Source organism: Kitasatospora sp. NPDC088391 (assembly GCF_044753345.1).
Lineage (GTDB): Bacteria > Actinomycetota > Actinomycetes > Streptomycetales > Streptomycetaceae > Kitasatospora.
This window is the reverse complement of sequence record NZ_JBIVNB010000004.1, coordinates 269,610-283,589: the sequence shown is the minus strand read 5'-3', so window position 1 is coordinate 283,589 and position 13,980 is coordinate 269,610. Positions and strand designations below refer to the sequence as shown.

Here is a 13,980-nt window from a genome sequence, read left to right as displayed (position 1 = left end):
CTGACGGTCCGGACCGCCGGAGGTCCGGAGCGCGGGAAATCCACCAGGTGCCCAGGAAGTCCCGGTCCGCGCCGGGACGGCCTGGGCATCGCCCCGGTTCGCCGACTCGGCAAAGGATCGAACACGACCGTGTCCCTCCTGAATGTGCAGGACCTGAGTTTCTCCTACGACGGCATGGTCAATGTGCTCCAGGACGTCTCGCTCGTCCTGGAGGAAGGCACGATCACCGGGCTGGTCGGGCCGAACGGCTCCGGCAAGTCGACCCTGATCCGCAACCTGTTCGACCTGGTGCGCCTGCAGGCCGGATCGGTCCGGATCGCGGGCCACCCGCACGACCGGCCCGAGGCGAAGAAACAGGCCCTCTACCTCGCCAGCAACGACTACCTGCCGGAGTTCCTGACCGCCCGCGAGTACGTCACCATGATGGGGCGGCTGTACGACCTGGAGGTCGACCACCGGGAGGCGCTGGACCTGTTCCGCCGGTTCGCCATGGAGGGCCGCTACGACCACCTGGTCGAGGACTACTCGCACGGCATGCGGAAGAAGACCCAGCTGGTCTCGGCGCTGCTGGTGCGCCGCCCGCTGACCGTCGTGGACGAGACCCTGAACGGCGTCGACCTGGAGGCGCTGCACCTCGCCGAGCAGGAGTTCCGCCGGGTCCGCGCGGAGGGCCGGTCGGTGCTGCTGTGCACCCACGACTTCGCCGTGCTGGAGCGCCTCGCCGACCGCACGGTCTTCCTCGACCTCGGCCAGGTGGTGCAGGACGCGCCGACCGCCGAACTGGTCGAGCGGCACGGCTCGCTGTCCGCGATGGTGTTCGACCACCTCGGGTCCGGTCCCCGGTGAAGGCCCCGACCGGGCAGGGCCGGGAGAAGGGCCGGGAGAAGGGCCGGGGGCAGGACCGGGGGCAGGGCCCGGGGGCGGGGGCCCCGGCCGCCGGGACGGGGCGGGGCGCGGTCCCGGGGACGGTCCGGCTGAAGCAGTCCGCCGTGCTGGCCCGGATGCTGCTGGTGTTCTTCCGCCGCCGGGTGCTGCGGGCGGGCGTGCTGAAGTCCGCGCCGGTGCGGGTCCTCGTGCTGGGCGCGACCGCGCTGCTGCTCGCGGTGATGTGCGCCGCCGCCTACTTCTTCCTGCGCCCGCTGGCCGGCGAGGCCCGGATCTGGCGGCTGATGTTCGACGCCGCCACGGTCTCGCTGCTGCTCTGGGTGCAGATCTCCTTCCTACTGGTGAAGGTGCTGTTCCTGAACGCGGAGGGCCTGCTCCGGCTCAGCTACCAGCTCCCGGTCACCAACCGGGAGCGGGCGGCGGCGTTCCTGATGTACGAGGCGGCGATGACCGCCCTGGTGGCCGCCGCCGGACTGGTCTCACTGGCCGTGAGTTCGCTGCTGCTGCTCGGCCCTTCGGCGGTCGGCTTCATCACCGCCTCGATCGTGCTGCCGACCCTGCTCTGCTACCTGCTGCTCTCGGTGGCGCACCAGTTGCTGACCCGGCTGTGGATGCTGGCCGGCCTGGGGCGGATGGCGGGCCTGCTGAACGTGCTGGTGCTGTTCGCCGGGGCCGCCGCCTACTCGGCGGGCACCGCCGGGCTGGTCCAGGACGTCGCCGGCGCCTACCTGGAGGACCGCACCCGCTACACCTGGGTCACCAGCGTCTCCTGGGCCTGGCACCGGTTCGGCCCGGTGGCGGCCCTGGCCGGTTCGCTGCTGCTCGCGGCGGTGCTGGTGGTGCTGGTGTTCGCGCTCGCCCCGAACCGGCACCTGCCGCAGTCCGCGTACCTGAAGCTGCCCGGCAGCGTCCGGCTGCGCCGCTTCCTCGGGCCGTACGACTGGTGCCTGCTGCGCAGCGCGCAGACGGTGGCGGCGGCCGTGCTGGCGGTGGCGGTGTTCGGCTACCTGCTGGTGGCCCGGCCCGGGACGAACCCGATGTGGGCGCTGACCGCGCTGTCCTTCGGCGGCCTGTACCAGTTCACCGCGACGCTGCCGCTGCGGCTGCTGCCCGGCGTCCGGGAGCCGGCCTGGCGGGTCTGGCTGCGGCTGGTGCGCGCGCAGGCGGTGCTGCTGGCGGTGTTCGCGGTGCCCGGGTACGTGCTCACCACGGCCGTGGAGCCGGGCCGCTGGCTGTCCGGCGCGGCCGCGGTCGCCGCCGGGCTGGGCGGGGCGGTGACGACGACCTGCGTCAGCGTGGTGTTCCCGGCCGAGAAGGACAACCCGTTCTCGGTCTTCCTCGGGCTGTCCGTGACGACCGTGGTCCTGGGCCTGTCGCTGATCGGGCTGGGCCTGCTCGACCTGCCCCCGTGGGCGCTGGTGCTCTGCCTGGCCGGGGCGTTCGGCGCCCTCGCCCGGTACGCGATCCGAGGAATCGAAGCGAGTGAAGCGAGGAGATGGCATGTTCGAGGCACGGTCGGTCGTACGGGCCGCCGCCGGGGCGGCGCTGCTGACGCTGGTGACGGCGGCGGGCACGCTGCTCGTCCTGATGTTCTCCACGGACGGTGACGACTACGGGGCGCACCGGGGGCTGTTCGGCGCGATGGTGTTCGAGACGGTGCAGCGGGCCAACGGCGCGACCGGCATCACCGCGGGCGTCGACGACCCGGTGCCGCTGCTGGTGCTGTTCCTGGTGCTGTCCTTCGTCCTGCTACTGGTCCAGTTCTTCTTCCGGGAGTTGAGGCAGCGTCGTGAGCAGCTCCTCCAGCACCAGGTACGCGAGCACTGAGCTGCGGCTGCGCACCGTCGGCGGAGCGGTGGCCGTCCAGGTGTGGCCGCTGCTCGCGCTGGCGGGCCTGCTGCTGGGCGCCGCCCTGCTCTGGCGGGTCCGCTCCGGGGACGGCGTGCCCGCCGCGATGGCCTGGCTGCTGCTGGCCAAACCGGCCGCGCTGGGCCTGGTCGCGCCGTTCGTCCTGCACGAGTGCGCGCACGCGCTGGTGCTGAAGCGGGTCCGCACCGTCACCCACCTCATCCTGGAGCGGACCGCCTGGCGGACCTCGCTGGTGCCCGAGGGCATCCTGACGCCCCGTCAGTCCGCGGCCGTGGCCCTGGCCGGACCGCTCTCCTGCGCCGCCGTCGGCGCGGTGCTGCACCTGACCGCCCTGGACCGGCCGCTGTCCTGGTGGTACCTGGCCCACCTGGTCCTGCTGCTGCCCCCGTTCGGCGACGGCCGGGCCCTGTGGCAGGCGCTGCGCGCGCCGCTGATCCCGCCGCCCTGCTGATTCCGGTCACCCCCACGGCGGCTCGGCAGCCCGCCGGTACCACCAGGGCTCCCCCGGTCGGCCCGCGAACGGGTCGGGGAGCGTGCGGCGGCGGAACTCGGCGTCCAACGGGCGGACCAGCCGGGCGAGTTCGGCCCGGGAGCGCGGGGGCAGCCGGGCCAGCACCTCGTGCAGCGCGTCCCGGGAGTGGCGGACGTCGTCGACGGCGTTGCAGCCCGGGCAGGACCCGCACCAGGATTCGCGCGGGTACAGCGGGCGGTCGCCGAACCGCCGGACGAACGCGCGGTAGCGGTCGAGCGCGGCCGCCGTCGACCCGGCCGTCACGGCGAAGCCGGGGTGCTCCCGCTCGACGCGGTGCACGTCCAGGCTCGCGGCGGCGGACAGGCCGCGGATGCGCGTCGGCGGCGTACGGGACCAGCGGGGCGGGGCGGGCGTCCGGGCGCGCAGGGCGCGCGGTCGGTTACGCGGCACGGGCCTTTCGGCAGTCGGTCATGCCCCGCATCCTGCCACCCGGGCGCGGCACCGTCACCGGGATTTCCCGGACCGGGACGGGCGGTCCGGACCGGCCCCCGGGGGTCGGAGCGGGCGGGTCGGGCCGGTCAGGCGGCGAGGACGCGGTGCAGGGCGCGGCGGGTGCGGGTGGCCGCGAGCGGGTCGCGGAGCAGTTGCAGGGCCTGGTTGAGGGCCAGGTAGATGCCGGTGAGCTCGTGGACGATCTGCTCGGGGTCGGTGTCGGCGGGCAGTTCCCCGGCGTCGACGGCGAGCCGGACCTCGCCGGCCAGGCGGCGGCGCCAGAGCAACAGCAGCCGGGCCAGGTTGCGGCGGACCGGCCCGTCGTGGGCGTCGAACTCGACGGCCGCGGTGGTGAACAGGCAGCCGCCGGGGAAGGTCTCGCGGGCGTGCTCCAGGTAGGAGATCCAGCTCTCGCAGACCGCGCGCAGGCGGCTCAGCCCGGGTTCGGCGTCGGCCGCCGGGGCCCAGACCAGGGCGGTGAAGACGGCGGAGGCCCGTTCCAGGGTGGCGAGTTGCAGCGCCTCCTTGGTGCCGAAGTGGCCGAGCACCCCGGCCTTGCTCAGCCCGAGGTCGGTGGCGAGCCGCCCGATGGTGAGCCCTTCGAGGCCGTCCACGGAGGCCAGCGCGACGCTCCGCTCGATGATCCGGGCCTTGGTCCGGCGGGCCTCGACGGCGGTGTTGCGCGGGCTCATCGGTCCTCCTCCGCGATCCGTCCCGGCCGGGTCCGCCCTGCGCGCCCCGGTCCGCGCATCCTACGGCGTGCCCGCCCCGCCCGGCCGGACCCCGCCCCCCGGGTGGGGCGGGGGCCACGCTCGCCCGACGGAACCGGACGAGGCCCTGGAGCCGCTGCGCCGGGCGGCTCCGGACGGTCCGTCAGGTGCGACCGGCGCCGAACGGGGTCCGGTGGCCGGACCCCAACCGGGGGCGTCCCGCCGACGCCGGGAGCCTTGTGCGCCGGGGCACGGGTCGGCCCCGTCCCGGGTGGATGCGAGCGCTCCGCCGCAGGGTCGGCCCGAAATCCGCAGGCGCTGCCACCAGGTCCTCTGTCATCCTCGGGCGCGTGCCAGCTCGTCATCGCCGCCTGCCGCAGCACCTGTCGTGGCCTCTCACGCCCACGGACATCGGCTCCGGTCTCGAAGAGGCGCCCTCCGATGCGCTCCAGTTCGACTTCGGCAGCGTCCGCACGTCGGACGGGACCCTCCTCACCGCCGACTGGCGGCCGCCGCTCCCCTCGAACTACGGCAGCGGCCTGCATCCCCGCTGGTGGTCGAGCGTCCACGTCTTCGTCACCCCCGTCCCGAGCGGCGAGCGGGCGGACGCCCGTCGGCTCCTGCGCGAGCAGGCGCTCCCCGAGCTGCGGCGGTGGATCGACGGTGCCCGCACCGGGTCCGAGGCGTGGGCGCTGAGCAGGCACAGCGTCTCCTGGCAGCTCGTCGGCGGGTCCCTGCGCATCAGTCACGACGAGCAGCCGTACCGGCCGGTGACGGCTGTGTGAGACGGGCCCGCGCCGGTCGGAGTCCGGCGGGACACGGGTCGGTCGGAGCGACGGCCGAGGGGCGTCCGTTCCGCGGTCCGGCGTTTAGCTTCCGATCGGTCGGATGCTATGTTCCAGGCCGTTGCCCCGGCATCGGCCGGTGGCCGCTGTCGAGGAAGGGAACCGCCATGTCCGGAGTCCGTATCGCAGCCCTGGGCCACCATCAGCCGGAGCGGGTGCTGACCAATGACGAGCTGGCGGCCATGGTGGACACCGACGACGAGTGGATCCGGCGCCGGACCGGGATCGTCACGCGGCGGATCGCGGGGGCGGACGAGTCGGTGACCGACCTGGCCGCCGCGGCGGCGGCGAAGGCGCTGGCCGCGTCGGGCCTGGACCCGGCGGACATCGGGCAGGTGACGGTGGCGACCTGCAGCGCCGTCGACCGGTGCCCGTCGATCGCGGCGCAGGTCGCGGGCCGGCTGGGCATTCCGGGCGCGGTGGCGTTCGACCTGAACAACGGCTGCGCGGGCTTCTGCACCTCGCTCTCGGTGGCCGGCCACTCGCTGCTGGCGGGCGCCGCCAAGCACGCGCTGGTGATCGGCGCGGAGAAGATGTCGGACCTGGTCGACTGGACGGACCGGCGCAGCTGCATCCTGCTGGGCGACGGCGCGGGCGCGGCGGTGCTGTCGGCGACCGACGGGGCGGACAGCGCGATCGGCCCGGTGGTGTGGGGGTCGGACCCGTCGCGGGCGAGCGCGGTGCGGCTGCTGGACCAGTGGCACCCGCAGTTCGAGCAGGACGGCCAGGCGGTGTTCCGCTGGGCGACCACCGAGCTGCCCGCGCTGGCCGAACAGGCGTGCCGGGCGGCCGGGTTGAGCCCGGCGGAGCTGGACGGGGTGGTGACGCACCAGGCGAACCTGCGGATCATCGAGTCGCTGGTGCAGAAGCTCGGGCTGCGCGAGGACGCGGTGATCGCCCGGGACGTGGTGGACTCCGGCAACACCTCGGCGGCCTCGGTGCCGCTGGCGCTGGCGAAGCTGGTGGAGCGCGGCGACCTGCGCCCGGGCGCCCGGGTGCTGCTGTTCGCGTTCGGCGGCGGCCTGTCCTGGGCCGGCCAGGTCGTCACCTGCCCCTGAGACGCGCCGTCCGGGTGGGGACGGACCGGGTCCGCCCCCACCGGTGAGGGTGCGTCAGCAGGTGCAGCTGATGGTGAGCGCGATGCTCGCGGGCGGCGGCGGCGAGTCGTTGTAGGGGGCGATCCAGGCCGCGTAGCCCTGGCCGCCGTCGATCACGGTGAGGCGCCAGCGCTGGTCGGGGCCGAGCGGGGAGCCGTCGCCGTTGGTGACGTGCGGGTCGGCGGGCTTGAGGCCCTGCGGGCAGAGCGCCTCGACGCCGCCGGGGGAGCCGACGGCGGTGACGGTCTCGGGGTCGAGGGCGGCCGCGGGGCCGGCGGCGGCACCCAGCAGGGTCGCGGCGAGCAGGCCGAGGCCGGCGACGCGCTTGCGCGTGAAGGGCGTCAAGGACGTGAAGGGCGTGCGGGACATGCGGGACATCGGGGGTCGGCGTCCTTCCCTGGTCGCGCCCCCGACGCTTCGGGGGCGCGACCGGCATCCTCCCCCTCACGCAGCGTCACACTCCGTTCACTCCGGAGAACCACCCGTTCGGGCTCCGGGCGGCGCGGGCGGCCGCCCCGGCGGACCGCCGGGCGGACCGTGCGGGCCCGAGCTTTGCCCGCGGTGTTCCCGGAAGGGCAAGATAGGGCGGGTGACCCTCCTGGACCTGATGCCGAAGCCCGCCACCCCCGACTCGCTGTTCGAGACCTTCGCCGAGTGGGCGTCGGACCGCGGGATCACGCTGTACCCGGCCCAGGAGGAGGCGCTGATCGAGCTGGTCTCCGGGAACAACGTGATCCTGGCGACCCCGACCGGCTCGGGCAAGTCGCTGGTGGCGATGGGCGCGCACTTCGCGGCGCTGGCCGAGGGCAAGCGGACGTTCTACACCGCGCCGATCAAGGCGCTGGTGTCGGAGAAGTTCTTCGACCTGTGCAAGGTCTTCGGCACCGAGCAGGTCGGCATGATGACCGGCGACGCCTCGGTGAACCCGACCGCGCCGATCATCTGCTGCACCGCCGAGGTGCTGGCGCAGATCGCCCTGCACGACGGCCCGCGGGCCGACATCGGCCAGGTCGTGATGGACGAGTTCCACTTCTACGCGGAGCCGGACCGCGGCTGGGCCTGGCAGATCCCGATCCTGGAGCTGCCGCAGGTGCAGTTCCTGCTGATGTCGGCGACGCTCGGCGACGTCCGCCGCTTCGAGGAGGACCTGACCCGCCGCACCGGCCGCCCGACCACCGTGGTGCGGTCGGCGACCCGTCCGGTGCCGCTGTTCTACGAGTACCGCCGCACCACCCTGCACGACACGCTGGAGGAGCTGCTGAACACCGGTCAGGCGCCGGTGTACGTGGTCCACTTCACGCAGAAGGAGGCGGTGGAGCGGGCGCAGTCCCTGATGAGCATCAACATGTGCTCGAAGCAGGAGAAGGACGCCATCGCCGACCTGATCGGCGGTTTCCGCTTCACCACCAAGTTCGGCCGCAACCTGTCCCGGTACGTGCGGCACGGCATCGGCGTGCACCACGCGGGCATGCTGCCCAAGTACCGTCGCCTGGTGGAGCGGCTGGCGCAGGCCGGCCTGCTGAAGGTGATCTGCGGCACCGACACGCTCGGCGTGGGCGTCAACGTGCCGATCCGCACGGTGCTGTTCACGGCGCTGTCGAAGTACGACGGGCAGCGGGTGCGGATCCTGCGGGCCCGCGAGTTCCACCAGATCGCCGGGCGGGCGGGCCGGGCCGGGTTCGACACCGTCGGCCAGGTGGTGGCGCAGGCGCCGGAGCACGTGGTGGAGAACGACAAGGCGCTGGCCAAGGCCGGGGACGACCCGAAGAAGCGCAAGAAGGTGGTCCGCAAGAAGGCCCCGGACGGGTTCGTGTCCTGGACGGAGGAGACCTTCGAGCGCCTGATCGCGGCCGACCCGGAGCCGCTGGTGTCCCGGTTCAAGGTCAGCCACGCGATGCTGCTGTCGGTGATCGGCCGCCCGGGCGACCCGTTCGAGGCGATGCGCCACCTGCTCACCGACAACCACGAGGACCGGGCCGCGCAGCGCCGGCACATCCGCTCGGCGATCGCGATCTACCGCTCGCTGCTGGAGGGCGGCGTGGTCGAGCGGCTGGACGAGCCGGACGCCGAGGGCCGCACCGTCCGGCTGACCCTGGACCTGCAGGAGAACTTCGCGCTGAACCAGCCGCTGTCCACCTTCGCGCTGGCGGCCTTCGACCTGCTGGACCCGGAGTCGCCCTCGTACGCGCTGGACGTGGTCTCGGTGGTCGAGGCGACCCTCGACGACCCGCGGCAGATCCTGGCCTCGCAGGAGAACAAGGCGCGCGGCGAGGCGATCGGCGAGATGAAGCGCGACGGCGTCGAGTACGAGGAGCGGATGAACCGGCTCCAGGAGATCACGTACCCGAAGCCGCTGGAGGAGCAGCTCGGCCACGCCTACGAGGTGTACCGCCGGGCGCACCCGTGGATCGGCGACCACCCGCTGCGTCCGAAGTCGGTGGTGCGGGACCTGTACGAGCGGGCGATGACGTTCACCGACTACGTGGGCTTCTACGACCTGGCGCGGACCGAGGGCATCGTGCTGCGCTATCTGGCGGGCGCGTTCAAGGCGCTGGAGCAGACCGTTCCGGACGACCTCAAGACCGACGACCTGAAGGACGTCATCGCCTGGCTGGGCGAGCTGGTCCGGCAGGTCGACTCCTCGCTGCTGGACGAGTGGGAGGCGCTGGCCAACCCGACCGGTCCGGAGACGGCGGAGGTCCGGCTGGACGACAAGCCGGCGCCGGTCACGGCCAACGCCCGGGCGTTCCGGGTGCTGGTCCGCAACGAGCTGTTCCGCCGGGTCGAGCTGTGCGCGCTGGAGCACTACGACGCGCTCGCCGAGCTGGACGGCGAGGACGGCTGGAACGCGGACCGCTGGGCGGACGCGATGGACGGGTACTGGGAGGAGTACGACGACCTGTCGACCGGCCCGAACGCGCGCGGCCCGAAGATGCTGCTGATCGAGGAGGTCGAGGACGAGGGCCTGTGGCGGGTCCGGCAGATCTTCGACGACCCGAACGGCGACCACGACTGGGGGATCTCGGCCGAGGTCGACCTGTACGGCTCCGACGAGGAGGGCCGGGCGGTCGTCAAGGTGACCTCGGTGGGCGCGCACTGACGGCCCGTCAGCCGCCCGGCCGCTGTTCCAGCCGGGCGGCGATCGTGCGGGCGCAGTCGGCGGCGGAGGCCGAGGCGGTGTCCACCGTGAGGTCGTAGTCGACCCCGGTGTGCACGCGTTCGGCCTGGTCGGCGGCCATTCCGGCGGTCCGGTCGGGGCGGTCGACCTCGCGGGCGGCGGCGACGGCGGCCGGGCAGCGGACGCCGACCCAGAGCACGTCGAGGCCGTGCAGGGCTTCGCGCCAACGCGCCTGGGAGGCCGGGCCGGAGAGGAACACGTCGTCGACCACCACCCGGGCCCCGGCCCGGGCGGTGGCGGCGACGCCCGCCATCCAGGCGCCCTCCAGGGCCCGGAACCCGGCGCCGACGCCCACCGTCCCGTCCGCCGCGCCGAGTTCGATGCCCGCCCCGCCGCGGAGCAGCCGTCCGGGCATCGCCGCGATCAGGTCGTCGATCCCGAACACCAGCCAGGGGTCCGCCAGTTGCTCCTGCAGTTCGCGGGCCAGGCTGCTCTTGCCGCTGCTGGAGCCGCCGTTCAGCACGATCACCCGGGCCGTCGCTCCCCCGCGCCCGCGGTCCGTTCCGGCGGCGGCGCTCACCGCTGCCCGACCACCGACAGCAGCACGTCCACCAACTGCCGTGCCGCGTCCGGGCGTCCGTGCTCGCGGGAGCGGGCCGCCATCGCCGCGCGGCGTTCCGGGTCCTCCAGCAGGGGGGCCAGGGCCGACCGCAGGTGGTCGGGGGCGACCTGGCCGAGCAGGGCGGTCGCGGCGCCGGACTGCTGGAGGTGGGTCGCGTTGTGGACCTGCTCGTCGCCGGCCGAGGTGGCGAGCGGGACGAAGACGGCGGCCTTGCCGAGCGCGGTGAGTTCGGCGAGGGTGCCGGCACCGCTGCGGCTGACCACCACGTCGGCGAGGGCCAGCACGTCGGGCAGTTCGGCGCCCAGGTAGCCCGTCGGCAGGTAGCGGGCGGCCGCCCCCGGCGGCAGGGCGGCCGCGGCGGCGCGGGCGGCCTCCTCGTTCGCGGGGCCGCACTGGTGGACGACGTTGGCGCGCTCCAGCAGCCACGGCAGGATGCCGGTGACCAGGGTGTTGATCTGCACCGAGCCCTGGGCGCCGCCGGTGACGTAGACCGTCGGCAGCGCGCGGTCGAAGCCGTACAGGTCGAGCGCCGCGACGGCCTTCTCGGCCTGCCCGGCGAGCACCGCGGGCCGGACCGGGTTGCCCGTCACCGCTGCGGTGCGGCGGGCGGAGCCGGGCAGCAGCGGCAGCGTGGACGGGGAGGAGACGGCGACCCGGGTGGCGGCCCGGGCCAGCACCTTGTTGGCCAGGCCGAGCCGCACCGTCTGCTCGTGCACCACGAGCGGCACCCGGAGCGAGCGGGCGGCGAGGCCGACCGGCACCGCGACGTACCCGCCGGTGGCGAGCACCGCGTCGGGGCGGAACTCCGCGATCAGCCGGCGGGCCTGGACGGCGCCGAGCGGCACCCGGGCCATGTCCTTGAGGTTCGTCGGGGAGAGCAGCTTCAGCGGGTTCGAGGAGCGCCGGAGCTTGCCGGTGGCGACGGGCGCGAACCGGATGCCCTCGGCGGGGGCGACCCTGGCCTCCAGCCCGGCCGCGGTGCCCACCCAGAGCACCTCCGCCGTCCGCCCCTGCCCGGCCAGCCGCTCCTGGAGGGCCCGCACCGCCGTCAGCGCCGGGTAGGTGTGCCGCCCGTCCCGCCGCCGGTGACCACCAGCCGTACCGGCCCGCCGTGTTCCGCCATGTCCTCGCCGTCCTCCCGCGCCGGGCCACCCGCCTGACGCCCCCTCACCCTACGGCGCTCCGGCACCCGCCCGGCGCACGCCGCGCACCCACGGCCGGGGGCCGTGCAGCCGGACGACGTACCGGTGGTGGGCCCGGCCCTCGGGCGAGGTGGCGGGGACGGCGGCGAGGCCGTCGGGGAAGAGCACCCCGCCCGCGTACGGCAGGGTGCTCGTCCCGAAGCGGTTGCCGTGCAGCCGACCGGTCGTCAGCCGTCCCCGGTCGGTCCGGAACCGGACCTCGCGCCGGTTGCCGAACAGCAGGACGCTCTCCCGGAGGTCGCCCGCGTCGGTGTGCACCTCGAAGTCCCAGTCGCCCGCGGCGCCGCCGGGCCGCCCGCGCAGGCGGCGCAGGAACCGGGGCAGGTCGACCGGGGCGCCGAACGGGATCACCGCGTCGGCGTAGGGCTCCCCGGCGACGAAGCAGATCCTGAACTCCAGCCCGTACAGCCGCCCTCGGACCTTCCGCCGGCTGTAGAGCGAGAAGGCGTCCGCGTCGTCGTAGCGGGCCCGGTCCCCGGCCCGGACGTGCCGGGCGAGGTACTCGAACGACAGCGCCTCCGGGTGCGCCGGCAGCCCCGGCATCCGTTCGACCGACCCGTGCCACAGGTAACGGCACATCAGCTCGACGGGATGCGTCTCCCGCACCTCCGGCGCGAAGAACCCGTCGGAGAAACTGTCCCGCACGATTCCCTCCTCCCTCCCGGTGTCCTGATGGTGCGTCAGCCGCCGGAGCGGGCGCCGGAGCGGGGCGGGGCCGGGGTGCCGGGCGCGGGGTGGGGGGCGAGGCCGCGGACGGCGAGGTCGACCAGGGCGTCGACGTAGGCGGGGGTGACGGGTTCGCCGAGCAGGAGGTGGCGGGCCAGGAGGGGGCTCATCAGGGCCTCGACGGCGGCGCGGAGGTCGGCGCCGGGGCGGATCTCGCCGCGGGCGGCGGCCCGGTGCAGGAGCTGTTCGGCGCGGGCCAGCCGGTCGGCCCAGTAGGCGTCGCGGTTGCTGCGGGTGTCGGCGTTCGGCGGGGCGATGCTCAGGTGGAGCAGCGCGGGGCCCTCGGGGGTGGCGAGGAACGCGGCGAGGGCGGTGAGGAGTTGGCGCAGGTCGCCGCGGAGGCTGCCGGTGTCGGGCAGCGGGACGGCCTGGTCGGTGTAGTCGGCGAGGGCTTCGCGCAGCAGGTCCTCGCGGGTGCCCCAGTTCCGGTAGACGGAGGTCTCGTGCACGCCCGCCGCGGCGGCGACGGCCGCCACGGTGGCGGCCTCCAGTCCGCCTTCGGCGAGCAGGTGCACGGCGGCGTCGAGCACGGCCCGCCGCATCGCGGCGCCGCGCCGCCGCAGCGGGGTCACCTTCGCGCCGATGGCCGGCTCCGGACAGATGCCGTCCCCTGTCTTCATTCCCGTCTCCCCGTCGGTCGTGGTCGTGGTCGTCGGTCGTGGTCGTCGGTCGTGGTCGTGGTCGTCGGTCGTGGTCGTCGGTCGTGGTCGCCCCGTCGGGCCGCCGCGCGCCGGGCGGGACGGCGGGCCCTCCCGAGCAGAGTAACGCAGGCAACCTTGCGTTGCCTCGGGGCGCGGCGTACGCTCGACAACGCAAGTCAGCTTGCGATAGCCCGGCCGGGGCCGACCGCCCCGGGACGGGGCCTCGCAAGGGCAACCAGGCCGCCGACGGTCCGCCGACGGCCGGAGAGGATCGACCACGGCCGTGATGCGCGCCGTCCGCCTGCACCTGCCCACCCGCACGCTGAGCGTGGAGGAGGTGGAGCGTCCGGTGCCCGGCCCCGGCCAGGTGCTGGTGAAGGTCGAGGCGGCCGGGGTCTGCCTGTCCGACGCGCACCTGATCGACGGCACGCTGACGCCGCTGCACCTGCCGGGCGAGAGCGTCACGCTCGGCCACGAGGTCGCGGGCACCGTCGCCGGGTCGGGCCCGGAGGCGGGGAGTTGGCGGCCCGGCGACCGGGTGGTGCTGCAGGCCGGCGAGCAGCGCGACGGGATCACCTGGACCCGCGGCGTGGACTACGACGGCGGCTGGGCCGAGTACGCGCTGGCCCGCGCCGACACGCTGGTCCGGCTGCCCGACGCGATCCCGTTCGACCAGGGCGCGATCGTCCCGGACGCGGTCTCCACCCCGTGGGGCGCCGTCACCACCACCGGCCGGGTCCGCCCCGGCGAGCCGGTCGGCGTCTGGGGCATCGGCGGCCTCGGCGCGCACGGCGTACAGCTGGCTGCGGACGATCGGCGCCAACCCGGTGGTCGCCGTCGACCCCTCCCCCGCCGCCCGCGAGCGCGCCCTCGCCTTCGGCGCCGACCTCGCGCTGGACCCCGCCGACCCCGAACTGGCCGCCCGGATCGGCGCCGCGACCGGCGGCGCGGGCCTGGCCGCCGCCTTCGACTTCGCCGGCGTCCCGGCCGTCCGCGAACAGGCCCTCACCGTGCTGGGCGCGCACGGCCGCCTGGTCCTGGTGGGCCTGACCGACCAGCCGCTGACGGTCCGCGACAGCGTCCGCTTCTCCTACCTGCAGCAGCAGATCCTCGGCCACTACGGCTCCGAGGAGAGCGCCGTCCCGCAGCTGCTCGCCCTGGCCGCCGGCGGCCGCCTCGACTTCTCCCGCTCCATCACCGAGGTCCTCCCGCTGGAACGGGCCGCCGAGGCCGTCGAACGCCTGCACAGCAAGCAGGGCGACCCGATCCGCCTCGTCCTGCGGCCCTGACGCCCCGTCACC

General features: G+C 74.7%; 13 protein-coding genes and 2 pseudogenes. 8 read left to right on the top strand and 7 right to left on the bottom strand.

Annotated features, from left to right (window positions below):
- Positions 1–129 precede the first annotated feature (129 nt).
- Genes ACIQBJ_RS14405 through ACIQBJ_RS14390 form a run of 4 tightly spaced genes read left to right on the top strand, consistent with a single transcriptional unit; the run spans position 130 to position 3,205 of the window.
- Entirely contained in the window at positions 130–846 is a 717-nt protein-coding gene (locus tag ACIQBJ_RS14405) for an ATP-binding cassette domain-containing protein (protein WP_400708684.1), read from the top strand.
- Entirely contained in the window at positions 843–2,492 is a 1,650-nt protein-coding gene (locus tag ACIQBJ_RS14400; RefSeq protein WP_400708682.1) for a hypothetical protein, read from the top strand. Before ACIQBJ_RS14405 ends, ACIQBJ_RS14400 begins: the two co-directional genes overlap by 4 nt.
- A complete protein-coding gene (locus tag ACIQBJ_RS14395) occupies positions 2,386–2,712 on the top strand; it encodes a hypothetical protein (protein WP_400708680.1) in 327 nt (108 codons plus the stop codon). Before ACIQBJ_RS14400 ends, ACIQBJ_RS14395 begins: the two co-directional genes overlap by 107 nt.
- Positions 2,675–3,205, top strand: coding sequence for a hypothetical protein (locus tag ACIQBJ_RS14390; protein ID WP_400708678.1), 531 nt, complete (start codon positions 2,675–2,677; stop codon positions 3,203–3,205). The genes ACIQBJ_RS14395 and ACIQBJ_RS14390 overlap by 38 nt, the downstream gene beginning before the upstream one ends.
- A gap of 6 nt (positions 3,206–3,211) precedes the next feature.
- Here ACIQBJ_RS14390 and ACIQBJ_RS14385 read toward each other — a convergent pair whose 3' ends face one another.
- The gene (locus ACIQBJ_RS14385) at positions 3,212–3,676 is read right to left on the bottom strand and encodes a hypothetical protein (protein WP_400708676.1); all 465 of its coding nucleotides are present in this window, start codon (positions 3,674–3,676) and stop codon (positions 3,212–3,214) included.
- Positions 3,677–3,804: 128 nt separating this feature from the next.
- Positions 3,805–4,410 (bottom strand): TetR/AcrR family transcriptional regulator, encoded by a 606-nt coding sequence (locus tag ACIQBJ_RS14380; protein ID WP_400708674.1) that lies wholly within the window; start codon positions 4,408–4,410, stop codon positions 3,805–3,807.
- A gap of 368 nt (positions 4,411–4,778) precedes the next feature.
- Here ACIQBJ_RS14380 and ACIQBJ_RS14375 point away from each other — a divergent pair, with 368 nt between their 5' ends.
- Both ACIQBJ_RS14375 and ACIQBJ_RS14370 read left to right on the top strand, forming a co-directional pair.
- Entirely contained in the window at positions 4,779–5,213 is a 435-nt protein-coding gene (locus ACIQBJ_RS14375) for a hypothetical protein (RefSeq protein WP_400708672.1), read from the top strand.
- Positions 5,214–5,380: 167 nt separating this feature from the next.
- Positions 5,381–6,331, top strand: coding sequence for a beta-ketoacyl-ACP synthase III (locus ACIQBJ_RS14370; protein ID WP_400708670.1), 951 nt, complete (start codon positions 5,381–5,383; stop codon positions 6,329–6,331).
- 54 nt (positions 6,332–6,385) lie between these two features.
- Here the strand turns inward: ACIQBJ_RS14370 and ACIQBJ_RS14365 are convergent, their stop codons facing one another.
- Positions 6,386–6,739, bottom strand: coding sequence for a hypothetical protein (locus ACIQBJ_RS14365; RefSeq protein ID WP_400708668.1), 354 nt, complete (start codon positions 6,737–6,739; stop codon positions 6,386–6,388).
- Positions 6,740–6,977: 238 nt separating this feature from the next.
- Between ACIQBJ_RS14365 and ACIQBJ_RS14360 the strand changes: the two genes are divergently transcribed.
- Complete coding sequence (locus tag ACIQBJ_RS14360; protein ID WP_400709758.1) at positions 6,978–9,470, top strand: DEAD/DEAH box helicase; 2,493 nt, start codon at positions 6,978–6,980, stop codon at positions 9,468–9,470.
- A 7-nt stretch (positions 9,471–9,477) separates the two neighbouring features.
- Here the strand turns inward: ACIQBJ_RS14360 and cpt are convergent, their stop codons facing one another.
- The 4 genes and pseudogenes from cpt to ACIQBJ_RS14340 form a co-directional block, all read right to left on the bottom strand.
- Positions 9,478–10,017, bottom strand: coding sequence for a chloramphenicol phosphotransferase CPT (gene cpt / locus ACIQBJ_RS14355; RefSeq protein WP_400708666.1), 540 nt, complete (start codon positions 10,015–10,017; stop codon positions 9,478–9,480).
- Between the two features lie 47 nt (positions 10,018–10,064).
- Positions 10,065–11,233 (bottom strand): annotated as a pseudogene (locus tag ACIQBJ_RS14350) (UDP-N-acetylglucosamine--N-acetylmuramyl-(pentapeptide) pyrophosphoryl-undecaprenol N-acetylglucosamine transferase).
- 49 nt (positions 11,234–11,282) lie between these two features.
- Positions 11,283–11,957 carry a hypothetical protein gene (locus tag ACIQBJ_RS14345; RefSeq protein ID WP_400708664.1) on the bottom strand — a complete coding sequence of 225 codons (675 nt, stop codon included), beginning with the start codon at positions 11,955–11,957 and terminating at the stop codon, positions 11,283–11,285.
- A 35-nt stretch (positions 11,958–11,992) separates the two neighbouring features.
- Positions 11,993–12,658: a TetR-like C-terminal domain-containing protein gene (locus ACIQBJ_RS14340; protein ID WP_400708662.1), complete on the bottom strand. Its 666-nt coding sequence runs from the start codon at positions 12,656–12,658 to the stop codon at positions 11,993–11,995.
- Between the two features lie 307 nt (positions 12,659–12,965).
- On the opposite strand from ACIQBJ_RS14340, the pseudogene ACIQBJ_RS14335 reads away from it, so the two are divergent.
- Positions 12,966–13,968 (top strand): annotated as a pseudogene (locus ACIQBJ_RS14335) (zinc-binding dehydrogenase).
- Positions 13,969–13,980: the final 12 nt, after the last annotated feature.